Annotated in this window: 20 protein-coding genes; 8 read left to right on the forward strand and 12 right to left on the reverse strand. The window is 51.0% G+C overall.

Annotated features, from left to right (window positions below):
• Positions 1-144: 144 nt before the first annotated feature.
• On the forward strand, positions 145-1,002 hold the full coding sequence (locus WKJ03_RS17345) for a MurR/RpiR family transcriptional regulator (RefSeq protein ID WP_337843502.1): 858 nt from the start codon (positions 145-147) through the stop codon (positions 1,000-1,002).
• A 221-nt stretch (positions 1,003-1,223) separates the two neighbouring features.
• Complete coding sequence (gene pyk / locus WKJ03_RS17350; protein ID WP_337843503.1) at positions 1,224-2,660, forward strand: pyruvate kinase; 1,437 nt, start codon at positions 1,224-1,226, stop codon at positions 2,658-2,660.
• 79 nt (positions 2,661-2,739) lie between these two features.
• Here pyk and WKJ03_RS17355 read toward each other — a convergent pair whose 3' ends face one another.
• Positions 2,740-2,946, reverse strand: a complete 207-nt coding sequence (locus WKJ03_RS17355; protein ID WP_337843504.1) for a hypothetical protein — start codon at positions 2,944-2,946, stop codon at positions 2,740-2,742.
• A gap of 27 nt (positions 2,947-2,973) precedes the next feature.
• Positions 2,974-3,891, reverse strand: a complete 918-nt coding sequence (locus WKJ03_RS17360) for a DMT family transporter (protein WP_337843505.1) — start codon at positions 3,889-3,891, stop codon at positions 2,974-2,976.
• A gap of 174 nt (positions 3,892-4,065) precedes the next feature.
• Between WKJ03_RS17360 and WKJ03_RS17365 the strand changes: the two genes are divergently transcribed.
• A complete protein-coding gene (locus WKJ03_RS17365; protein WP_337843506.1) occupies positions 4,066-5,043 on the forward strand; it encodes an ATP-dependent 6-phosphofructokinase in 978 nt (325 codons plus the stop codon).
• 49 nt (positions 5,044-5,092) lie between these two features.
• Here WKJ03_RS17365 and WKJ03_RS17370 read toward each other — a convergent pair whose 3' ends face one another.
• The 5 genes from WKJ03_RS17370 to hinT form a co-directional block, all read right to left on the reverse strand.
• Positions 5,093-5,920 (reverse strand): LytTR family DNA-binding domain-containing protein, encoded by an 828-nt coding sequence (locus tag WKJ03_RS17370; RefSeq protein ID WP_337843507.1) that lies wholly within the window; start codon positions 5,918-5,920, stop codon positions 5,093-5,095.
• Complete coding sequence (locus WKJ03_RS17375) at positions 5,904-6,986, reverse strand: histidine kinase (protein ID WP_337843508.1); 1,083 nt, start codon at positions 6,984-6,986, stop codon at positions 5,904-5,906. The genes WKJ03_RS17370 and WKJ03_RS17375 overlap by 17 nt, the downstream gene beginning before the upstream one ends.
• Positions 6,987-7,106: 120 nt before the next feature.
• On the reverse strand, positions 7,107-7,574 hold the full coding sequence (locus tag WKJ03_RS17380) for an Mpo1-like protein (RefSeq protein ID WP_337843509.1): 468 nt from the start codon (positions 7,572-7,574) through the stop codon (positions 7,107-7,109).
• A gap of 69 nt (positions 7,575-7,643) precedes the next feature.
• Positions 7,644-8,042, reverse strand: a complete 399-nt coding sequence (locus WKJ03_RS17385; protein ID WP_337843510.1) for an acyl-CoA thioesterase — start codon at positions 8,040-8,042, stop codon at positions 7,644-7,646.
• Between the two features lie 54 nt (positions 8,043-8,096).
• Positions 8,097-8,447 (reverse strand): purine nucleoside phosphoramidase, encoded by a 351-nt coding sequence (gene hinT / locus WKJ03_RS17390; protein WP_337843511.1) that lies wholly within the window; start codon positions 8,445-8,447, stop codon positions 8,097-8,099.
• A gap of 49 nt (positions 8,448-8,496) precedes the next feature.
• Between hinT and WKJ03_RS17395 the strand changes: the two genes are divergently transcribed.
• Together WKJ03_RS17395 and WKJ03_RS17400 are read left to right on the forward strand one after the other, a co-directional pair.
• Complete coding sequence (locus WKJ03_RS17395) at positions 8,497-10,275, forward strand: PDZ domain-containing protein (RefSeq protein WP_337843512.1); 1,779 nt, start codon at positions 8,497-8,499, stop codon at positions 10,273-10,275.
• Complete coding sequence (locus WKJ03_RS17400; protein ID WP_337843513.1) at positions 10,235-11,290, forward strand: metal-dependent hydrolase; 1,056 nt, start codon at positions 10,235-10,237, stop codon at positions 11,288-11,290. Before WKJ03_RS17395 ends, WKJ03_RS17400 begins: the two co-directional genes overlap by 41 nt.
• Positions 11,291-11,342: 52 nt before the next feature.
• On the opposite strand, the gene WKJ03_RS17405 is transcribed toward WKJ03_RS17400, so the two are convergent.
• Together WKJ03_RS17405 and WKJ03_RS17410 are read right to left on the reverse strand one after the other, a co-directional pair.
• Positions 11,343-12,197, reverse strand: coding sequence for a 6-carboxytetrahydropterin synthase (locus WKJ03_RS17405; protein WP_337843514.1), 855 nt, complete (start codon positions 12,195-12,197; stop codon positions 11,343-11,345).
• Between the two features lie 70 nt (positions 12,198-12,267).
• Positions 12,268-12,525: a hypothetical protein gene (locus WKJ03_RS17410; RefSeq protein WP_337843515.1), complete on the reverse strand. Its 258-nt coding sequence runs from the start codon at positions 12,523-12,525 to the stop codon at positions 12,268-12,270.
• Between the two features lie 115 nt (positions 12,526-12,640).
• Between WKJ03_RS17410 and fabA the strand changes: the two genes are divergently transcribed.
• The 3 genes from fabA (at position 12,641) to WKJ03_RS17425 (ending at position 15,234) form a co-directional block, all read left to right on the forward strand.
• Complete coding sequence (fabA, locus tag WKJ03_RS17415) at positions 12,641-13,153, forward strand: 3-hydroxyacyl-[acyl-carrier-protein] dehydratase FabA (protein WP_337843516.1); 513 nt, start codon at positions 12,641-12,643, stop codon at positions 13,151-13,153.
• A 138-nt stretch (positions 13,154-13,291) separates the two neighbouring features.
• A complete protein-coding gene (locus WKJ03_RS17420; RefSeq protein WP_337843517.1) occupies positions 13,292-13,666 on the forward strand; it encodes a VOC family protein in 375 nt (124 codons plus the stop codon).
• Positions 13,667-13,755: 89 nt separating this feature from the next.
• Positions 13,756-15,234 (forward strand): diguanylate cyclase, encoded by a 1,479-nt coding sequence (locus WKJ03_RS17425; RefSeq protein WP_337843518.1) that lies wholly within the window; start codon positions 13,756-13,758, stop codon positions 15,232-15,234.
• On the opposite strand, the gene WKJ03_RS17430 is transcribed toward WKJ03_RS17425, so the two are convergent.
• From WKJ03_RS17430 to WKJ03_RS17440, 3 genes are all read right to left on the reverse strand, one after another.
• Positions 15,210-18,272, reverse strand: coding sequence for an FAD-binding and (Fe-S)-binding domain-containing protein (locus WKJ03_RS17430; RefSeq protein WP_337843519.1), 3,063 nt, complete (start codon positions 18,270-18,272; stop codon positions 15,210-15,212). The genes WKJ03_RS17425 and WKJ03_RS17430 overlap by 25 nt on opposite strands.
• Before the next feature lie 84 nt (positions 18,273-18,356).
• The gene (locus WKJ03_RS17435; RefSeq protein ID WP_337843520.1) at positions 18,357-18,656 is read right to left on the reverse strand and encodes a hypothetical protein; all 300 of its coding nucleotides are present in this window, start codon (positions 18,654-18,656) and stop codon (positions 18,357-18,359) included.
• Positions 18,657-18,783: 127 nt separating this feature from the next.
• Positions 18,784-21,282, reverse strand: a complete 2,499-nt coding sequence (locus WKJ03_RS17440) for a glycogen/starch/alpha-glucan phosphorylase (RefSeq protein WP_337843521.1) — start codon at positions 21,280-21,282, stop codon at positions 18,784-18,786.
• Positions 21,283-21,340: the final 58 nt, after the last annotated feature.

Here is a 21,340-nt window from a genome sequence, read left to right on the forward strand (position 1 = left end):
TATTCTCATATAATAAGGCAGCCTAGGCAATGAATATGCTGTTTTGTTGTAACTTTATCACTACTCTGCAGGGCCCGCTGGTTGCCTTACAAAAAAGGTTACAACAGGCTGTACACCAAGGTTTCATTAAGTCAGGACTATCCGATGAATGTGTTGGAAAAAATTATCAATAGCGTCAACAGCTTCAGTAAGTCAGAACGTAAAGTCGCTGATGTAATCCTGGCCAATCCCCAGACGACTATCCACAGCAGTATTGCAGCACTGGCAAAAATGGCGGACGTGTCTGAACCGACTGTTAACCGCTTCTGTCGCCGCCTGGATACCAAAGGCTTTCCGGATTTTAAATTGCATCTGGCGCAAAGCCTGGCCAACGGTACCCCTTATGTGAACCGCCATGTAGAAGAGGATGATGGTCCTGAAGCTTATACTGCAAAGATTTTCGAATCCACCATGGCAGCGCTGGATACGGCACGCCAGCATGTGGATATTCTGACGGTAAATCGTGCGGTGGACGTGCTGACTCAGGCGAAGAAAATTTCTTTCTTTGGTTTAGGTGCTTCAGCGTCCGTGGCACACGATGCGCAAAATAAGTTCTTTCGCTTTAATGTCCCAGTGGTGTGTTTCGATGACATCGTGATGCAACGTATGAGCGCCATTAATAGCAGTGAAGGTGATGTGGTGGTCTGTATCAGTCACACTGGACGTACAAAAAACCTCTGCGATATTGCGGCCATTGCACGGGAAAACGACGCCACAGTCATAGGTATCACCGCCTACGACAGCCCGCTCGCCAAAGAATGCACCCTGGTGCTGTCACTGGATGTGCCGGAAGATACCGATATGTATATGCCAATGGCCTCCCGCGTTGCCCAGCTGGTGCTGATTGATATTCTTGCCACTGGTTTTACTTTACGCCGCGGTACCAAATTCCGGGAAAACCTGAAGAAAGTGAAAGACAGCCTGCGTGGCTCCCGCTTTGATAAAAAAGATTTTCACAGCTGATACCTCAGCCCCGTTGGTCGGGGCTTTTTTTCGCCCGCTTGCAGGTTCTGAACTAAGGTTGAACACAGGGTGTTTTGCTTAATTGTTGCCAAATTACCAATTCACAGATCGGATCAGCAGCTGGGATGCCGTCAAAAGCACAAAAATTGGCTATGTTCTGTAATAAAATTACATTACACTAACGCTTGCCAGTTTACTGACCATTCAATCGGAGCCTTAGAATGCCAAGAAGAACTAAAATAGTCGCCACCCTGGGTCCTGCTACCAATTCACAAGCCGCCATCGAAAAATTAATTCTGGCTGGTGCCACTGTCTTTCGTTTTAACTTCTCGCACGGCAGTGCAGAAGATCACAAGCAACGAGCCGAAATGGTGCGTGCAGCCGCCGCAAAAACCGGTGCTCATGTGGCTATTCTGGGGGATCTGCAAGGCCCGAAGATCCGTGTTTCTACCTTCAAAAACGGTCCGGTAATGCTCGAAGAGGGTCAGCACTTTGTCTTGGATGCTGACTTACCTAAAGGCGAAGGTGATGAAACCCAAGTGGGGATCGACTACAAAGAACTGCCAGCAGACGTGCAGTCTGGCGATGTGTTGCTCTTGGACGACGGTCGTATTCAGCTGGTTGTTGAGCATGTAGTAGGTCAACGTATCCACACTAAAGTGTCTGTCGCCGGAAAACTCAGCAACAACAAAGGAATCAACCGCCAAGGCGGTGGTTTGTCAGCGCCAGCCCTGACTGAAAAAGACAAAACTGATATTTCGCTGGCTGCGTACATTGACGTGGACTATCTGGCTGTGTCTTTCCCTCGCAGTGGTGATGACTTACGTCAGGCGCGTGAACTGGCTAAAGCTGCCGGTTCTGATGCGTTGATTATGGCGAAGATCGAACGGGCTGAGGCTGTTGCTGACGATGAAACTCTGGACGACATTATCCGTGCATCAGACGCTGTGATGGTTGCGCGTGGCGATTTAGGCGTCGAAATTGGTGATGCGGAGTTGGTGGGCCAGCAAAAGCGCATTATTGCCCGTTCCCGTCAACTGAACCGCGTGGTGATCACTGCGACTCAGATGATGGAATCGATGATCGAAAGCCCGATGCCAACCCGTGCTGAAGTGATGGACGTTGCCAACGCTGTGCTTGACGGCACCGACGCCGTGATGCTGTCTGCAGAAACCGCGGCCGGTAAGTACCCGACGGAGACGGTGAAAGCCATGGCGCGGGTTTGTGATGGCGCAGAAAAACACCCACGTGTACAGATCTCCAAACACCGCATGGACGTTGAATTTACTGAAGTCAGCGAAACCATTGCCTTGTCGGCCATGTACGCAGCCAATCACCTGTCAGGTATTAAAGCGATAGTGGCGCTCACGGAGTCGGGTTACACCGCAAAACTGATGAGCCGTATTACCTCTTCGCAGTCGATTTATGCCTTGTCCCGTCATGAGAAAACTCTGAACAAAATGGCGTTATACCGCGGTGTGTACCCGGTGTTTTTTGACAGCACCCAAAACCACGGTCAGAAATTATCTGCCGCTGCTCTGGAAGCTGTGCAGAAAATTGCTCAGCTGAAATCAGGTGACCTGGTGATCCTGACCTACGGTGACGTGATGGAAACAGTTGGCGCGTCCAACACCTGTAAGATTGTACAAATTCCATAACGGCCGCAGAATGCAAAAAGCAAAAAGCCAGTCAATTGACTGGCTTTTTTGTCTGCCGAATTTTGTCTGCTGATGGAGCTCAGTCTGGCTGGGGCTCAATAAAGACATCACAATAACCTATCCCTTCGACGGTAATAGCGGCAGAGTCTTTTTCAAAAGCAATGGTTGCACTTAACAGCGCCCTACCCAGCCCATCGATAATTTCCTCTGGACCCAGCTCCAGCGCTTCGCACTTCTCAATAATGGCATCCATCAATTGCTGTGATTGTTCATCAGTCAGTGCCACAATTTTTCTCCTTGTTTGCTCATTTGATTATCTGCGTCGAAGCATCGGGGCAAGCGCTGTCATGGCCGACCCCAGTACCACCAGCACAGCCCCAAACCAAGCTGCTGCATTTAGATCCTCTGTCACGATAGCCGGCGTGTACAGTGACAAAAGCTGGGCAAAGGCAATGGTCAGCAAAGGCGTGATGGCCAGTACTGCGCTTACATTCGAGGCCTGCCAGTGCTGTAAGGCTTCCGCAAATGCACCATAAGCTATTACTGTATTCATGCAACAAAACGCCAATACAGCCCATTGCCAGGTTGAGAGTTGGCTAAAGCCGCTGAATTCAGTGGCAGGCAGAAAACTGATGGCGCCGGTAAGGTAAATCAGCCACATCACTTGCTGAGATTTCAGCTGTATCAGCAATTGCTTTTGTGCCAGTGCATAGGCAGCCCAGCTAAAAGCGGCCACTAACACCAGCAACAGGCCAAAGCTTTGTTCAGACGCTTCCAGCAACAGCGCCAGCAGGCGATCATTAAAAAACAGCAGCAAGCCCACAAGCAACACCCCAGCCCCAAACTTCTGCCATAACAACAAAGGTTCTTTAAAGATAAAGACGGCACCCATCATCATCAAAAAAGGTGCCAGCTGGATTAATACCTGAGCGGTTTCGGCACTCAAGTAACTCAGCCCTGACAGATACAAAATGTAATTAAGCAGTAATCCGGAAGCAGCGACAGCAAGCAGACACCAGCCTTTAATCGTCAGTTTAAAGTGCAGTTGTTTGTTGGCGACCAGCATCAGGCTCACCAACATGGCGGCTACCAAAAAACGGATCCATGTGACGGACGCAGCTGTAAGATCGCTGAGCAGCCATTTCAGCGCCAAAGGTAAAATGCCCCAAAGGACAGCTGTGACCAAAGCCAGACTAAACCCTAACCAGACACGACCCGATGACTGATGCATAACAGCTCCTGCTTCTAAGGCCGCTATTATCGGTGATCTGCTATCACTTGTCTGTGGCTGTTCCGGCTAACTGCTTAAATAACCTGCTGAAAGACGACTGTTCTTTGCGTCAGGTCATGGCATTAGCGGCTGGTTTCACTATGCTGGTGGCAATGGCATAACAAGGGACAGATAATGAAACGTATTGGTGTACTGACATCCGGCGGCGATGCGCCGGGAATGAATGCTGCAATCCGGGCCGTCGTGCTGACCGCGAACGCTGCTGAGCTGGAGGTTGTTGGCTTTGAATATGGCTATAACGGCATTCTGGAACGTCAGTACCTGACACTGACCCCATATCATGTCAATCATCTGATCCAACACGGAGGCACAGTACTGAAAAGTGCGCGCTGTCAGGCCATGTACTCTGACGACGGCGTAAAACAAGTCGCCGCTGTGTTGCATGAGCTGGCCATAGATGCCTTAGTACTGATTGGTGGTGACGGTACCTTTCGGGGGGCAGTTCAGCTGAGTCAGTACTATCAGGGGGCATTGATGGGGGTTCCGGGTACTATAGACAATGATGTGGATGGCACCGACTTTACTATTGGTTTTCACACAGCTGTGGATACAGCACTGGATGCCATTGATAAAATCCGCGACACCGCCGATGCGTTTGAACGCATTTTTCTGGTCGAAGTGATGGGCCGTCACACCGGTTATCTGGCCGTAGCCGCTGGTATTGCTGCTGGTGCCGAACAAATTATTTGCCCTGAGCTTGCCTCAGAGCTGGATACTGCAAAAATTTTGCAGCATATACGCAATGCGCAGCAACACCGTGGCCGCTGCAGTTATCTTATTGTGCTGGCTGAAACTATGTATCCCGGTGGCGCGGCCGCTTTGGCACTGGAGCTTGAACGTCAGGGGGTTGAATGCCGGGCTTCTGTGCTTGGTCATATTCAGCGTGGAGGCCGACCTGTAGGGGCTGATCGTATTCTGGCGACCAAACTTGGTGCTTATGCGGTAGAGCAGCTGTTACAAGGTGCACATCTGATGATGGCCGGTGAGGTAAATGCGCAGGCTACTTTGTACCCACTGATAAAAACCGGCGATAAGCAGAAAAAGGTTGACCAGTATTTACTGAGCTGGCAACAGCAAGTCGCTCAATATTAAGAGGTTAGAAAAAAAGGCGCCCTTGGTTGCGCCTTTTTGCGTTGGAAGATCAGGAGTTAAACACCATCTTCACACGGTCTTTGTAACTGCGGCTGACTTTGACAGCCTGACCGTTGGTCAGCATCAATTGATGTTCACCGTTGGCAAGCATCTGTAACTTTGCAATGGTATTGACATTCACAATGGCGCTGCGGTGAACCCGGACAAAGAGTTTAGGGTCCAGCTCCTGTTCCAGTTCCTTCATGGTACGCCGCAAAATATGGGTCTGCCCGTCTTTGGTGTGAATACACATGTAATCCCCCGCTGCATCCACCCAATCGATCGCGGTAACTGGCACACGGGTAATTTCACCACTGTCTTTGATGCTGATTGCTTCCGGGTATTTGTCGTTCATCACAGGCAGAGCGGTGTCCAGACGTTGCAGGATCTGGTCGCGTTGTTCGCCGGTCAGTTGTGCCACCACAGCGGCCAGCTGATCTTTGTGACGTTGATCATCGCGTGCATCGAAGTTTTTCAGCAACTTATTGACGGCTACCGACAAACGATCTTTTTCGACTGGCTTCAATACATAGTCCAGAGCCTGCACTTCAAAAGCACTGAGTGCATAGTGATCATAAGCAGTGACAAAAATCACATAAGGCAAACTGACCTGCATCTGTTGCAGCTGTTTAATCACCGCAAAACCATCCAGTCCTGGCATTTCAACGTCAAGGAAAACTGCGTCCGGTGCTAAATCCCGGATTTTTTGCACAGCGTCGTCCCCGTTGCCGCATTCAGCGACTATGTCCAGTTCCGGGAAGTCTGCCAGACGTACCAGCATTCCGCGACGGGCCAGCGGCTCATCATCGACTACTATCACCTTAAGTTTCTGTTTCATCAGTCGTCTCTACTTCAAAAGGGATTCGGATATTCACTTTCAGCCCACGAGGCTGATTATGGGTTAATACCAAAGAAAAATTGCGGTCATACAAAGCGGCCAGACGCTCCTTGGTATTCATCAACCCAACCCCCCCTGCGCCGCCTTTGGGAAGACCGTCTGTCAGCACCATACCAGGACCATCATCGGCCACTTCAATCAACAAATCATGGCCAAATTTTTGCGCGGCAATCATGATTTTCCCACCCGCCGTCTGTGTGGCCACAGCGTACTTAATTGCATTTTCGACCAGAGGTTGCAGGATCAGACTCGGTACCAGCGCGTCATCCGCTGCTTCATCAATGTCGTAAATAATGGTCAGACGCTCGGAAAAGCGGACCTTTTCAATCTCCAGATACAAATTAGCTGCATAGAGTTCCTGCTGCAGCGGTACTTTTTTGATCGGGTCTTTGTACAGTGAATAACGCAGGAAATCACTCAGGCGCACTAACATTTTATTCGCTGTATCGGATTCGTTTAATAAGACCAAAGTCGATATTGCATTGAGCGTATTAAACAGAAAATGAGGATTGAGCTGGTACCGCAACATTTTCAGCTGAGCTTCATGCGCTTTGTTGCTGGCTGTCAACGACTTTTGTTTTTCCTGCTGCAGCGTCTGATAATACTTGATACCAAAATACAGACCGCTCCAGCTTAGTATCACGTAAAAGCCGACTGTGGTCTGCCGGAAATATTGAGTCCAGCTGTCCGGCCTGAACCCGTGGCGATAGATTTCCCAGTAGTTAAAATTGCGGAACACAGTCCAGACTGCGGCGACAGCCAAAGCCAACAGCAGCAAGCTCAGCAGCATCTTCCAGGGTTCCCAGTGCCAGATGCGCTGAAACACATAACGCAGTGGAATGGTCAGCAACCAGCCGGCATAAGCGTCCAGCGCAACCACTATCCAATAGGCCGAACGCAACTCCTGAAATAAGGAGCCCAGGTAACTGATGAAGGCAAAACCTGCCCAGCCAAGCGAATGCAACAGCCAGAACAAACGATGGCGATCTTCAAAAAATTTTTGCAAGGCAGTTTAGATCCGGATAAACACAGGACTATTGTAACTGAGCCGACTGGCACTGGCGCTGCAAGGAGCGGGTTTTAAACCCGGCATTAGCTCCGTTAGTCGCAACAGTCCCATCACAGATTAAACACCCAAGCCAAGCCTGCGCAGAATAAAGCCAAGCAACCAGGCCGGCCCTATCAGTAAAAATTGCAGATCTTTAAAAAAGGAAGGTTTTTTGCCTTCAATTTTATGGCCAATAAACTGAAACACCCAGGCGATCACAAAAAGTGTGAGCGACAATAACCAGATATCCGGACTGACTTGGGTCTGGTACAGACGGATTAACCAGACCACCAGAGCGGTAAAGATCGTCATGCCCAGACCAATGGCAAAAGACAGGCTGAAATAGAAAGCCAAAGCTGGCACAGCCAGCAACAGTGGCCAGGTGATTTGTTGTTCAGCAAAGAGGGTAAATGGCATAGGCAGCTGCCATAACAGACCAAAGACGGTGAAATAAATCACTGGGACCGCCAGCCAGTGGATCAGTTTATTGGTAGGATTCTGATGGCTTTCACCGTATTCATCGAACCATTGTTGCACTGTTTTCATTGTTATGGTGCCCTGTTGTTGTGGAACTCAGACCACTTTACTGCCGGGCACCTCAAAGCTCAAGCCCCGTTAACTCAGCACAGGCACAGGTTTCCGATCCGGCCCTAAAGCCACAAAGGTAAAACTGCCGGAAATCGCTTTGTGCTGATCGTCGTGATACATGTCTTCCACAAAAATGTCGACATTCACTTTAATACTGGTGCGGCCTACATGCTCAATGCGCGCTACCAGCTCGACAATGGTGCCGGCCGGAATGGACTCTTTGAAATCAACCCGATCTGAACAGACGGTGACCAGAGGCTTGCGGCAAAAACGGGTGGCAGCAATAAAGGCCACTTCATCCATCCAGGCCAGCGCCTCGCCACCAAACAAAGTGTTGTGGTGATTGGTGCGTCCAGGGAATACGGTTTTGGTCACCTTGGTGAGGGCATATTCGATGCGTTTGGCTATTTGCGCTTGGTCTGTCATTCCAGTCTCCGGCTAGGTTTGGGCGCGAATTGTAGTGATTTTTCATGATTTTGCCTAGCGGCTGAGCATAGCGCCCAATGCTTTGCCACCGACCAGATGCAGGTGAAGATGATACACTTCCTGACCACCATGTTCGTTGCAATTCATAATAAGCCGGTAACCTTTCTCTGCGATACCCGCCTCGGCCGCCAGCTTTCTGGCCACACTGAACATACGGCCGAGCGCGGCTTCGTGCTGGGGCTCCACATCATTGACTGTTGGGATCAACACATTTGGCACTATCAGTATATGAGTCGGCGCTCTTGGATGTATGTCTTTAAACGCAGTGACCAGCTCATCCTGATATAAAATGGTCGCCGGCACTTCACGACGAATAATTTTGGAAAAAATAGTTTCAGAGGCCATACAATACTCCGGTGATAAACATCCAAATCAACGCCTTGGAGTATAAGGGATGGCCAAAGTCCGTTACCAGATTGAGTTGAAAGACCCAGTTGCCCACCTGATACAGGTTCGTCTTGAATTTAGCCCGACCACCGATGATGACATGGTGCTGAGTTTGCCGGCCTGGATCCCTGGCAGTTACATGATCCGTGATTACGCCAAACACCTGCAAGGGTTGAATGCCTGCGACCCGGAAGGAGCCTTGCCGTTGAGACAGCTGGATAAACAAAGCTGGCGCCTGTCACACAGAGGTTTACCGGTTCAATTGAGTTATCTGGTCTATGCCTTTGATTTATCGGTACGGGGCAACTACCTGGACGATCAGCTGGCGGCGTTGAACCCCTGTGCTTTGTGTCTGGCGGTTCAAGGTCAGACCGACGCTCCGTTGGAATTGACGATTTCTGCGCCACAACAGAGAGACTGGCAGGTTGCCACAGGTTTGCAAGCTGCTGATGGCACCAAATTTTTAGGCCAGGGACTCTATTATGCGCAAACCTATCAGCAATTGATCGACAGCCCGCTGTTACTGGGCAACTTGCAGTGTCAACAATTTATGGTGGCAGGTATTCCTCACTATATGGTGTTGGCGGGTGAACCTGCGACAGACATCACCCGCTTGTGCACGGATCTCACATCCATTTGTGAAGCTCAGGTGCGGGTTTTCGGCGGCTTACCGGCCGATTTAACTCAGTACTGGTTTTTAAGCTGGGTGACTGATAAAGGTTACGGCGGGCTTGAACATATGAATTCAACCTTGCTGTTGCTCAGTCATCAGGATTTGCCGCACCCGTTAAGGCCTGACGAAAGTACTGAAGCTTACCGCAGCTTTTTGGGCTTATGCAGTCATGAGTATTTTCATACCTGGTGGGTCAAACGGGCCAAACCAGCGCAGTTTTTGCCTTATCAAACGGACCGGGAGCTCTACACAGCACAGCTCTGGTTGTATGAAGGTTTTACCTCCTACTTTGATGACCTGGCCTTGGTCCGCAGTGGCAAAATGACAGTGGCCCAGTACCTGACCACGTTGGAACAAAGCATCAACAAGGTCAGCCTGTTGCCGGCAGAATCTGTACAGTCGGTGGCCGACAGCAGTTTCAACGCCTGGACCAAATACTATAAACAAGATGAAAATGCACCCAATGCGGTGGTCAGCTATTACCTGAAAGGCAGCCTGATCGCGCTTTGTCTGCAGGCCCGCCTGCAACAACAAGGCTTGTCATTGGAACACTTAATGCAACAGGCCTGGCTCGCTTTTGGTGCTTCCGGCAAAGGTAGTCTGGAAGATGATTTTGTCGAACTGACCCGTCATTATGCCGGACATGATGTCGCTGATGCGCTGGAAAGCTGGGTCCATCAGGCAGAACCATTGCCGTTAGAACAGTGCCTGACTCAGTTGGGTTTGAAGGTTAGCTACCGCGCCCGCAGTCATCCGAAAGACTGGTCGGGTTCAGCCGGTTCCCAGTACCCTGCCCGTGATTTTGGTGCCGTAACGTCTGGTACCGCAGAAGGCGTGCAGGTGTTGCAGGTTCTGCTGGGCTCTGCAGCCCACAAAGCGGGTTTAATGGCGCAGGATCTGATCATCGCCGCCAATCATAAAAAGGTCACTGAAGCTTCTTTATTGCAGGCGTTGGCCGATACCGAGCCCGGCCGCACACTGACGCTGCACCTGTTTCGGCGTCAGCGGCTTATCGAGTTGCAGCTGCCGGTCGTGCTGGCAGCGGAGTCATTAAGAATGCTGCAGACCCAGCATGCAGAGACAGTACAGCGGTGGTTCGGAGTGGCGTTATAAAGTGGATTCCCTGACCCAAATGGCCCTTGGCGGCGCCGTCAGTATCACACTGCTTCGCAAGCAGATTGGCGTGCCTAAAGCGGCGCTGCTCGGAGCCGTGCTTGGCACAGCGCCGGATTTGGATGTGCTGATAGAGCATGGTGATCCGTTGAGTAATATGACTCAACACAGAACTGAAACTCATGCCCTGTTTTATCTGCTGTTACTCTCCCCGCTGCTGGGCTGGCTGCTGGCCAAATACTGGTTACAACCGCGCTGGTTTGTCCGTCTGACGCTGGCTGTTGCCGCCGTACTGCTCAGCCATCCGTTGCTGGACAGCTTAACCATTTATGGCACTCAACTGGCACTGCCGTTTAGCAATACCCCTTATGGCACCGGCACTGTCTTTGTCATTGACCCACTTTACACCCTGCTGTTGCTGTTTGGCGTTTGTTCCGCTTTTGTCCGACCCCAGGGACGTGCCAATCAATGGGGTCTGGCGCTGAGTTCGGTATACCTGCTGATTGGTTTGGCAACTCAGTGGATGGTCAGCAACAAAGTGATGCAGCAATTACAGGGTGAACAGCAACAGGTGCAGAAGCTGCTGGTAACTGCGACCCCTTTTAACACCGCACTCTGGCGTATCCTGGTGTTGCAACAGGACCACTATCTGGAAGGCTACTATTCGGTGTTCGACGGCGACAAGCCTGTGCAATGGCAGGTCTTTCGCCGTGAGCAGGCACTGCTGACCACCTTTGCCGACCTTGACGCTGTCAGGCAACTGAGCTGGTTCAGCTCGGGATTTTATGTGTTAGAGCAGCATCAGCAGCAGTTGGTACTGACCGATTTACGTATGGGGCTGGCCCCCTATTACAATTTCAGCTTTGTGGTTGCCGAGCAGCGCGACGGCCTATGGCAGCCAGTGCCGGTACAGCAACGAACAAGACCTGAAGTCAGCACTTTGCACCTGCTCTGGTTATGGCAACGGATCTGGAGCCAGACCCAACAACCTTTGGTACAGTGGCTTCCTCAGTAAATTTCGCCGATAAAAAAGCCTGAGACCGACTCAGGCTTTCAGCTGCCTTGTCTCAGGCAAACCCAATTGCGCCCTTACCTACCCCTTCGTAGGCCACCACTTTAAACTGATGGTCTGGCTGTTGTTGCTTCAGCTCGCTGGCAATAAAGTCAGCCAGGCATTCCACTGTCGTGTCACAAGGCACCACTTCGCAGACAGCAGCAGGTAATGAGATTTCAAAGTAACCTTGAGGTGCGTCATAACAAAAATTCAGCGCATCCGGTTCGGCGTCTAAGTACCGTAACGCCCCCGCATCGCACTGATCTTCAGTTGAACCGAGATAAATATCTTCCCAGCGTTCACACCAGTATTTGTTCAGACGAGGCGATAGCATCTGATCCTGATAAATCTGGATGGTAGAACGATGACCGTGTGCAATACGCTGGCAATTGCCATCGTGTTTCTTCAGGCCATGGGTATAGTGATAACTGAAACCACTGATCTGCTCCGTTCGCAGACTCAGCACCAGTTTCAGCACGTTGGCAGGCAGTAAAGCCTTGATGTGTTCGGTCAGATACGAGCTGATACTGTCCATGCTGATCTGTGCAGCCGGAATGGCCACAAAAGCATCGGCTGGCGAAGCCACCTGAATAAGGCCCTTGGCTGACTGAAACTTCACCACAGAACGATCCGCCTGAATGAGATCTGTGGCCGCAGATAAAGCCGGTATCGCCAGTTTATGGTCCACCAGCTCATCAATGGCTTTTTTGATGTTTTTTTTAACCCGGGCAAAATCCAGCACCATCGACATCTGATCCAGATCACCGTGCAGTTCAACATCCACGATATAACTTTCACCAAGCAAACCACGCTGCTGGCAAAGGTAAGAAAAATCTATGACTGTTAAATCGCGTACAAACAAAATCATCTGGAGCTCTCAACTGGCGCCTGGCAAAAAGGGCCGCCAGTATACCCGAAGGGCGGGTCTGGAGCCAAAGTTACTTTTTGTGTTCGGTCAGCCAGCCGTTAAGCAGTCCTATCTGGCCCAGTTTATGTGCTGCGTACATCAAGCGCACGGCATTGCTGAGCAAAGTACTGTCGTTCCAGTCGGTTTTTTGCTGAATTTCCTGATAACAGGCCAGAGCTTCCGGGGTCAGATAACCGCGCAACTCCTTTTTCCCGGAGCCCTTTTGCCGCTCGCGGTACCGTTGTTGTTTTTCTGCATTCGTAAGTGGTCGTTTTTCGTATTCTGTCATGACAGCGTAACAATTGGCGTTGAGGCTGAAGTTGTACCGGCTCCGACTAATCGGACTTGTTTAGCGTACATCTGTTCGCTAAAGTGACCCGGCCCTGATGATGGATCTAACATACATGACAAAGAATAGCTTTACAAAACAAGATTTAGTGGCTTGCGGCCTGGGTGACTTATTTGGCCCGGGTAACAGCCAGTTACCGGTTGATAATATGCTGATGATTGACCGCGTTCTGCATATCTCTGAAGAAGGTGGTAAATACGGCAAAGGCGAAATTATTGCTGAGTTTGATATTCACCCGGACTTATGGTTCTTTGCCTGCCACTTTAAAGGCGACCCTGTGATGCCCGGCTGTCTGGGCCTGGATGCCATGTGGCAGTTGGTTGGCTTCTTTTTGGGTTGGGCCGGTGGCCCGGGTAAAGGCCGCGCTTTGGGTGTAGGCGAAGTGAAATTTACCGGTCAGATTTTGCCGACTGCCAAAAAAGTCACCTACAAAATTGATATGAAACGGGTGATCAAACGCAAACTCTTTATGGGCATTGCGGATGGCACTGTCAGCGTTGATGGCCGTGAAATTTATACAGCGGATGAGCTGAAAGTCGGCTTGTTCCAGGATACGTCCAGTTTTTGATCCCCTTTTATGACTCACAGTGCCGACAACGGCGCTGTGAGTGCACAACCCCGTCTTTCGAAATTCTGCTCCGCTCGCATCCGAGTGCCCGCCTGGGCTATAGTCTTTTATACCTATCTGGCAAAAAAGGAAATGATGATGAGTTCAGTGAATCCTGTAGGTTGGTTTGAGATTCCAGTGGTGGATTTGGAGCGCGCTTGCGCTTTTTATCAACAGGTGTTTTTGTTGCAGTTTGAACGTATGCAAATGGGGCCAAGTGATATGGCGATGTTTCCTTATGATCATCAAGCCAACGGGGCTGCAGGTGCTTTGGTCAAGGAAGCCGGCTATGAGCCGTCCAGCAGCGGAACTTTGGTGTATTTTGTCGCAGACGATGTGGCCTCCACTCTGGAGCGGGTGAAAGCTGCAGGTGGCAAAGTGGTCCTGCCTAAAACTGCGATAGGTGAACATGGTTTTATCGGGCACTTCACCGACAGCGAAGGCAACAAAGTTGGCTTGCATTCCATGCAATAAAACACTGCCCCTGTTTGGGGGATCTGTTTGCAGTTCGCCTGTGCTCTCTGGCAGTATAAGCCTATAGCTGCTGCGAGGGACGGAACGGCATGAAGTGGGAGTTGTCTGCAATAAAATCTGAGCCACTGAAGTCAGCTTCTGACACTTCTTATCCGGCCTTGTTGTCGTCTTTCTGGGCAAAACAAGGCTTGATCCTTACGCTATGGTTGCTGGTTTTCAAACTAGGCTGGCTGGTGGAATACACCCAGCATGCCAGTGTCTGGTTTCCAGCTGCCGGTCTGAGTTTTGCGGCGCTACTGTTGTTTGGTCTGCAGGCGTTGCCAGCCTTGGTGATGGCGGCCAGCCTGGTCACCTTTTATTCCATCTGGTTTTATCAGTTACCTCTGACCTTTTTACAAAGTCTGAATGCGGCGTTTTGGTTCAGTCTGGCTCATCTGGCCCCCTATGCGCTGGGCACCTGGGTGCTGAACAGTCTGCTGCGCCCTATTCAACGTCATTTAGGCCTGAGTGTGGTGTTGTTTCTGCTGATCGCGGCTCTGAGCTCATTTGCTGCCAGTGTCCTGGTGCTGTTAGCCTTGGTGGCCACTCAGATGCTTGATTCCGGTTTGTTGCCACAAACCTGGTTACCTTTCTGGATTGGCGATTTGGCCGGTGTGGTGGTGATGGCTCCTCTTTTTGTCAGTCTGTTTATCCGGTTGACACCGTTGCATTTTATCCGTGTATCTGACCTGAACGGTTTGTTGAGCCAAAAAATAAGTGCACAGTACCCAGCCAAACTTGCGGCAACACTCGTGCTGGCGGCCTGTTGTCTGCTGCTCGCTTACTGGAGTCACTCAGCTTACAGTACCTTTGCCATATTTTTGTTGCTGATCCCCCATATGTGGCTGGCCTGTACTGAATCCGCCCTGGTCAATGTTGCGACTCTGGCGCTGAATAGCTTCCTGCTGGCGTTTTTGGTGCATTGGTTTGAGTTGATGGATCACGTGATGGTGTATCAGTTTGCCATCATTATTATTGCCGCCAATACCTTGTTTGGTTTGACCTTACCCGCCCTGGTCGCTGACAACCAGCAGTTACGTAAAGCAGCGTATACCGACCCGCTGACTCAGGTCGCCAGCCGTGAAAGCCTGCGTCAGCAGGCTGAGCTGGCTGTTCGACAGGCACAATTGAGCGGTGATGCTTTATCTTTGCTGATCCTTGATATGGACCATTTCAAACAGATTAATGACCAATATGGCCATGCAGTTGGGGACGCGGCACTGCAACAGTTAACCAAAGTAGCACAAAGCCATCTGAGGCCCACCGATCTGTTAGGTCGTTTTGGGGGCGATGAGTTTGTGATCCTGTTACCGGCCACCACAGTGGCAGGAGCACAGGATGTTATGCAACGGATCCGGAATCAATTGCAGCAACTGCAGGTCGGTCATCTGCCCAAACTTCAGATCAGTGCTGGCCTGGCCCAGTGGCGTCAGGGCGAAGACTATGCCGCCCTGCTTCGCCGCGCCGACCGGGCTTTGTATCAGGCCAAAAGAGCAGGCCGGGATCAGCTGGCGTTGGCTGAAGACTGAGCCAATAACAGCAACAATTGCTGGAGCGGATGTTTGGGTTTCACGCCCTCCATCCGTTTCACCTGGCTACGGCAGGAAAAACCAGTGACCAGCACCTGCTCAGCACCAAACTGCTGGACTGGTTTCTGCCAGCTGAGCTGATACAGGGCCCTGCTGTTCTGTTGGTTTTGCTTTTCATGACCATAAGTGCCCGCCATACCACAACAACCAACGGCCACAGCGGACAATTCCAGCCCGGCTTTGTTGAAGATCTGCTGCCAGGCTTTTTCAGTGGCCGGTAGCGCTGTTTTTTCGGTGCAGTGCGCCAGCAACTTAAACTGCTGGTTACTTTGCAATGGTGGTAATGGCTGCTCAACCAGCCACTCGTGCAATAACTTCACCTGATAATTGCCCCGGGCCGGCCCCAGCGCTTTGACATATTCATCACGGTATACCAGCACTAAAGATGCATCCAGGCCCAGCATAGGTGCGCCCAACGCCGAGACCTGCTGTAAAAATTCAGAGGCTGTGGTGGCTGTTGTGGCAAATTCGCGCAAAAAGCCTTTCACATGCTGAGGTTTGCCATTGGGTTTAAAGGGCAACAACACCGGCCTGAATCCCAGGCTTTGCAGCAAACGCAATGCATCAGCGACTAAATCGGCTTCATAAAAACTGGTGAAGGGGTCTTGCACTAAAAACACCAGTTGTTGCCTGGCTTCTGCAGACAGGGCTTGCAGAGCCGCCAGATCAAAGCGGTATTGATCGCCAATCCGTTGTTGCAAGGACGGCACAGACAATAAGGGGGAGTCCACATAGCCCACTGTGGCTGCCAGCGTTTTGGCGACCAGTTTCCGTTGGAGCAGCCAGTTCACCGGCCGGGCAATTCTGGCCAGCACAGGTGCACTTTGCTCAATACTGGCAACCAGATAATCCTTCAGCGGGCGTGGGTAGCGGCTGTGGTACAACTGCAGAAAACGCGCGCGAAATGACGGCACATCCACTTTGATAGGGCATTGACCGGCACAGGCTTTACAGGCCAGACAGCCTTCCATCGCGTCCATCACTTCATGAGAAAAATCATAATCGCCCTGCTTTTTCGCTCTGTAGTTGTTCAGCTTTTTCAGCAGTGCAGTGAAACCAGTGGATTTTTGCAGTAACTGTTCTTCCTGCGCCAGCACGTCCACGCCTTGTTGCTGCATCAGTCGCAGCCACTCCCGCATCAGCCCTGCCCGACCTTTTGGGCTATGCCGCCTGTCTTTGGTTACTTTGCTCGACGGACACATGGGCGACTGGGCTTCGTAATTAAAACAAAGGCCGTTGCCGTTGCAGTTCAGGCTGCTGTCAAAACTGTCTTTGACCTGCACCGGAATTTGCCGGTCAAAATGCCCTCTTTTCTGGCCATCCACACTGACCAGAGGGTCATCGCTGTGCAGCGGTGTACAGATTTTTCCAGGGTTCAGCCTGTTCTGTGGGTCAAAGGCTGCTTTGATTTTCCGCAGTTCATTAAACAGCACTGGGCCAAAAAACGCCGGACCGTACTCACTGCGGTAGCCTTTGCCATGTTCACCCCACATCAGGCCGCCGTATTTGGCGGTCAGTGCCACCACTTGATCCGAGATCGTGCGCAGCAGCTTTTCCTGTTCAGGGTCACACATATCCAGCGCTGGCCGCACATGCAACACACCGGCATCCACATGGCCAAACATGCCGTAACTTAAGCCATAACTGTCCAGCAAGGCTCGGAACTCGAGAATAAAGTCGGCCAGGTTTTCAGGGGGAACCGCGGTATCTTCGGCAAATGGCAGAGGTTTTTGCGCCCCTTGGGCGTTGCCGAGCAGACCCACAGCTTTTTTACGCATCGCATAAATCTGTGAAATAGCGTCGTTATCATAGGTGAGCTGGTAGCCAATAATGCCGGCATTGCCCTGCTCCATACTTTGCTGCAGCTGTTGTTCCAGCGCGCGGATCTTCTGGGCCATAGCTTCCGGCGCTTCGGCGTTGTATTCCACCATATTCAGCCCCAGCATCTCTTTGCCGGGTACGTCCTGAATAAAATCTTTTACCTGGTGCCAGATAATATCGGCGCGGGCCAGGTTCAGCACCTTGCTGTCAACGGTTTCCACTGAAGTCGCATTGGCTGCCACCATCAAAGGTGCATTACGCAGCGCACTTTCAAAGCTGTCGTATTTCACATTGACCAGGCATTTGTATTTGGCAATGGGCGTTATAGTCAGCCGCGCTTCAGAGACAAACCCCAAAGAGCCCTCAGAGCCACAAATGATGCGCGATAAATCGAACTGGCTCAGGTCGTCGTTAAACACATGCTCCAAATCATAACCGGTCAGAAAGCGGTTCAGCCGGGGGAAGGTATCCAGAATGAGCTGGCGATGTTCACGACAGCTGGTCAGCACCTGATGGTACAGCCTGCCCAGCTGGTTTTGCTGCTGGGCCAGTTGTTCGGCTTCAGCCACGGGCATTGCTTTGCTGTGAAGCACAGTGCCATCCACCAGCACCGAACTCAGCTCCAGTACATGGTCACTGGTTTTGCCATACACCAGTGAGCCCTGACCGGATGCATCGGTATTGATCATGCCGCCAATAGTGGCGCGATTCGAGGTGGACAAATCTGGTGCGAAGAAAAAACCGTGTGGTTTTAAATAGGCGTTCAGCTGATCTTTAATCACCCCCGCCTCTACCCGTACCCAGCGTTCTTCCAGATTGAGTTCAAGAATGCCACGCATATGACGCGATAAATCGACAACGATCGCTGACGTCAGTGCCTGACCATTGGTACCGGTGCCACCGCCTCTGGGGGTAAACTTCAGTGACGTAAAACTGCTGGTCTGAGCCAGACTGGTGAGCAACACCAGGTCAGCCTGATGCTTGGGTAACACCACGGCGGCAGGCAGTTGCTGGTAAACACTGTTATCTGTCGACACTGCCAGGCGGCTGGCATAACTGGTTTCGATATCGCCGGCAAAACCAGCAGTGGATAAGGCTTCTAAATAAGCCCGGACTGTCGGGTCCAGACTTTCAACAGTGGAGAGCTTCGGGATCATAAGGCACACCTGACATCAGCATGGGCCGGAGTATATCAGAGCGTAGCAACAGCGTTGAACGCTCTGTTAAAAAAACTAAGGGTATCAATCCTTCCGGTCGATTACCTCGCCTTCAATCACTCTGCCAGCCGAACCAGTTTCTGTGGAGGATTGCCATTGCTGCTGAGAAAATGCCTGTTGCATCCGTTTTTTCAACTGGTGGCGTTTGTACAAAAACACCGGGATCAATAACCAGCTCAGCAACAGGAAAAACATCAAGACCGCCACTGCAATCAGCAACATCAACCCCAGGCCCAGCCACAACAGCAACCTGCTTAGCAGACCTGCCTGTTGCCTCTGCCGGAATAATTGCTGAAACTGTTGCGCCTGCTCACGGTAATTCATTGCTGCACTCATGGTTAATGAACATATCAGTTAAGTTAATTGGGGAGAACCAGATACTATTCAAGGCCATGCTGGTTTTTTACTGAGAAAGAAGCGCATCCGAAGCTTCGGATGCGCTTAGACTGGGTTATGGCTTTGCTGTGATTGGGCAAGGCGCCAGTTTCCAGACGCGCTCTACATAGTCTTCAATAGACCGGTCGGAGGTAAACTTGCCGACTGAAGCCGTGTTTAAAATAGCTTTTTTTGCCCAACCGGCTTTATCGCGGTACCAGCCGTCAATTTTCTGATGGGCTTCGACATAAGAGCGGAAATCGGCCAGTACCAGGTAAGGGTCACCACCTTCCAGCAGACTGCGTTTAATGGCGCCTAATTCACCCGGTTTGCCCGGCGTGAAGTAGTCAGTTTCCAGCCAGTCGAGAATGGCTTTAATTTCCGGATCTGCGTAGTAATAGTCCCAACTGTGGTAACCCGCTGCATTCAGCGCTTTCACTTCATCGACTGTCAGGCCAAAAATAGAGATATTATCGGAGCCCACTTCTTCAGCAATTTCAATGTTGGCGCCATCCAGCGTCCCCACCGTAATGGCGCCATTGAGTGCCAGTTTCATATTGCCTGTGCCAGATGCTTCTTTACCTGCGGTGGAAATTTGCTCTGAAACATCAGCGGCCGGGATCATTTTCTCTGCCAGGGTGACACGGTAATTTGGCATAAACACCACTTTCAGGCGGTTTTTCACCCGTTTGTCACTGTTGATTTTTTCTGCCACTTTATTGATGGCATAAATAATTTCCTTCGCCAGCTTGTACCCCGGCGCCGCTTTGGCACCAAACAGAAACACCCGTGGCACCATGTCATAGTCGGGGTTTTGCAGAATACGACGATAGAGCGCCAGAATATGCAGCAGATTCAGGTGCTGCCGTTTGTATTCGTGCAAACGTTTGATCTGAATATCAAAAATAGCATGAGGGTCTATGCTGACACCGGTCAGTTCTTTCACTGTATGGGCTAAATCGGCTTTATTCTGATGCTTAATGGCCATAAAGGCGTCCTGGATCTGTGCATCATCGGCAAATGCTGCCAGCTTTTTCAGTTGCTTCAGATCCCGTGGCCATTCTGTCCCTACCGTTTCATCCAGCAATTTGGACAAACGCGGGTTACAGGCCTTTAACCAGCGCCTTGGTGTCACGCCATTGGTCACATTGGTGAATTTGTCCGGCCACAGCGCGACCATTTCAGGGAACAGATCGGACTGAACCAAATCGGAGTGAATTTGCGCCACGCCATTGACACGGAACGACCCCACAACGGACAGGTGCCCCATTCTGACCATAGGCTCATGGCCTTCTTCGATAATAGAGAGCTTACGTTTTTTCTCGTTGTCGCCAGGCCACAGCACATCGACCTGCTCCACCAGGAAACGGCGGTTGATTTCATAAATCACTTCCAGATGGCGCGGCAGCACTTTTTCGAATAAACGTACCGACCATTTTTCCAGCGCTTCCGGCAACAGCGTGTGGTTGGTGTAGGCAAACACATGCTGGCAGATATTCCAGGCTTCATCCCAGCCCATTTCTGCGCGGTCCACCAGAATCCGCATCAGTTCAGGAATGGCGATAGCCGGATGGGTGTCGTTCAGCTGAATTGCCACCTGAGCACTGAACTGGCTCCAGTCGTCTCCATAGGTCCGTTTGTAACGACGGATAATGTCTTTTAACGAACAGGAACAGAAGAAATATTGCTGGATCAGGCGCAACTCTTTGCCGGCATCCGTTTCGTCATTCGGATACAAGACTTTGGCAATGGTTTCCGCTTCGACGTTTTCACGGGCGGCATCAATGTAACCGCCTGAGTTAAAGACGTCCCAGTTAAAGAAACCACTGGCACGCGATTCCCATAACCGTAGCACGTTCACCGAGCTGCCCTGATAGCCGACCACCGGAATGTCCCAAGGGATACCTTTGATGATGCGGCCAGGGTGCCAGACTTTTTTCATTTTACCTTGCAGGTCGTAGGTGGTTTCGACATAGCCATACACTGAGACTTCCTGCACTGATTCTGGACGGCAAATTTCCCAGGGGTTGCCATATTCCCGCCAGCTGTCCGGACGCTCAATCTGGCGACCATCAGAAAATTCCTGTTTAAACAAGCCATGTTCGTAATGAATGCCGTAGCCGATAGCCGGGTAGTTCAGGGTCGCCATTGAGTCAATAAAGCAAGCGGCCAGACGGCCCAGGCCACCATTCCCCAATGCCATATCTTCTTCCTGATCTTCCAGATCAGCGATATTCAACCCTAATTCAGCCAACGCCTGTTTAGCGGCCTCGTAAGCTCCGAGGTTGTGCAGGTTATTACTGAACAGGCGCCCCATCAGGTATTCCAGGCTGAAATAATGCACAGCCCTGGTGTTTTGTTCATAGTGAGTGCGTTGAGTATTACGCAGGCCATCGAATACGTATTCATTCACTGCGGCACAGGTAGCACTCCACCAGGCCTGACGGCTGGCTTTGTTAATATCAGTACCCAAAGTACCGTGCAAATGACGGACAATGCTGTTCTTTAATTCATCAGATGTGGGTAAATGCGCCACTGCGCCTGTAGCCAACTGGCTTTTCGCTTGATTTTTCATTGCCAAATCCCGGTTTGCGGCCTGAAGCCGTTATTGTCATAAGAATAATTGTAGAAAA

The organism is Rheinheimera sp. (assembly GCF_037442525.1).
In the GTDB taxonomy this organism is placed as follows: domain Bacteria; phylum Pseudomonadota; class Gammaproteobacteria; order Enterobacterales; family Alteromonadaceae; genus Pararheinheimera.

Coding starts and splice junctions, on each gene's coding strand:
- WKJ03_RS17425 (WP_337843518.1), top strand. CDS start 13,756: ATGAAGTGGGAGTTGTCTGCAATAAAATCTGAGCCACTGAAGTCAGCT.
- WKJ03_RS17435 (WP_337843520.1), bottom strand. CDS start 18,656: ATGAATTACCGTGAGCAGGCGCAACAGTTTCAGCAATTATTCCGGCAG.
- fabA (WP_337843516.1), top strand. CDS start 12,641: ATGACAAAGAATAGCTTTACAAAACAAGATTTAGTGGCTTGCGGCCTG.
- WKJ03_RS17405 (WP_337843514.1), bottom strand. CDS start 12,197: ATGATTTTGTTTGTACGCGATTTAACAGTCATAGATTTTTCTTACCTT.
- WKJ03_RS17395 (WP_337843512.1), top strand. CDS start 8,497: ATGGCCAAAGTCCGTTACCAGATTGAGTTGAAAGACCCAGTTGCCCAC.
- WKJ03_RS17380 (WP_337843509.1), bottom strand. CDS start 7,574: ATGAAAACAGTGCAACAATGGTTCGATGAATACGGTGAAAGCCATCAG.
- WKJ03_RS17440 (WP_337843521.1), bottom strand. CDS start 21,282: ATGAAAAATCAAGCGAAAAGCCAGTTGGCTACAGGCGCAGTGGCGCAT.
- WKJ03_RS17370 (WP_337843507.1), bottom strand. CDS start 5,920: ATGAAACAGAAACTTAAGGTGATAGTAGTCGATGATGAGCCGCTGGCC.
- WKJ03_RS17410 (WP_337843515.1), bottom strand. CDS start 12,525: ATGACAGAATACGAAAAACGACCACTTACGAATGCAGAAAAACAACAA.
- WKJ03_RS17365 (WP_337843506.1), top strand. CDS start 4,066: ATGAAACGTATTGGTGTACTGACATCCGGCGGCGATGCGCCGGGAATG.
- pyk (WP_337843503.1), top strand. CDS start 1,224: ATGCCAAGAAGAACTAAAATAGTCGCCACCCTGGGTCCTGCTACCAAT.
- WKJ03_RS17420 (WP_337843517.1), top strand. CDS start 13,292: ATGAGTTCAGTGAATCCTGTAGGTTGGTTTGAGATTCCAGTGGTGGAT.
- WKJ03_RS17360 (WP_337843505.1), bottom strand. CDS start 3,891: ATGCATCAGTCATCGGGTCGTGTCTGGTTAGGGTTTAGTCTGGCTTTG.
- WKJ03_RS17345 (WP_337843502.1), top strand. CDS start 145: ATGAATGTGTTGGAAAAAATTATCAATAGCGTCAACAGCTTCAGTAAG.
- WKJ03_RS17400 (WP_337843513.1), top strand. CDS start 10,235: ATGCAGAGACAGTACAGCGGTGGTTCGGAGTGGCGTTATAAAGTGGAT.
- WKJ03_RS17385 (WP_337843510.1), bottom strand. CDS start 8,042: ATGACAGACCAAGCGCAAATAGCCAAACGCATCGAATATGCCCTCACC.
- WKJ03_RS17430 (WP_337843519.1), bottom strand. CDS start 18,272: ATGATCCCGAAGCTCTCCACTGTTGAAAGTCTGGACCCGACAGTCCGG.
- hinT (WP_337843511.1), bottom strand. CDS start 8,447: ATGGCCTCTGAAACTATTTTTTCCAAAATTATTCGTCGTGAAGTGCCG.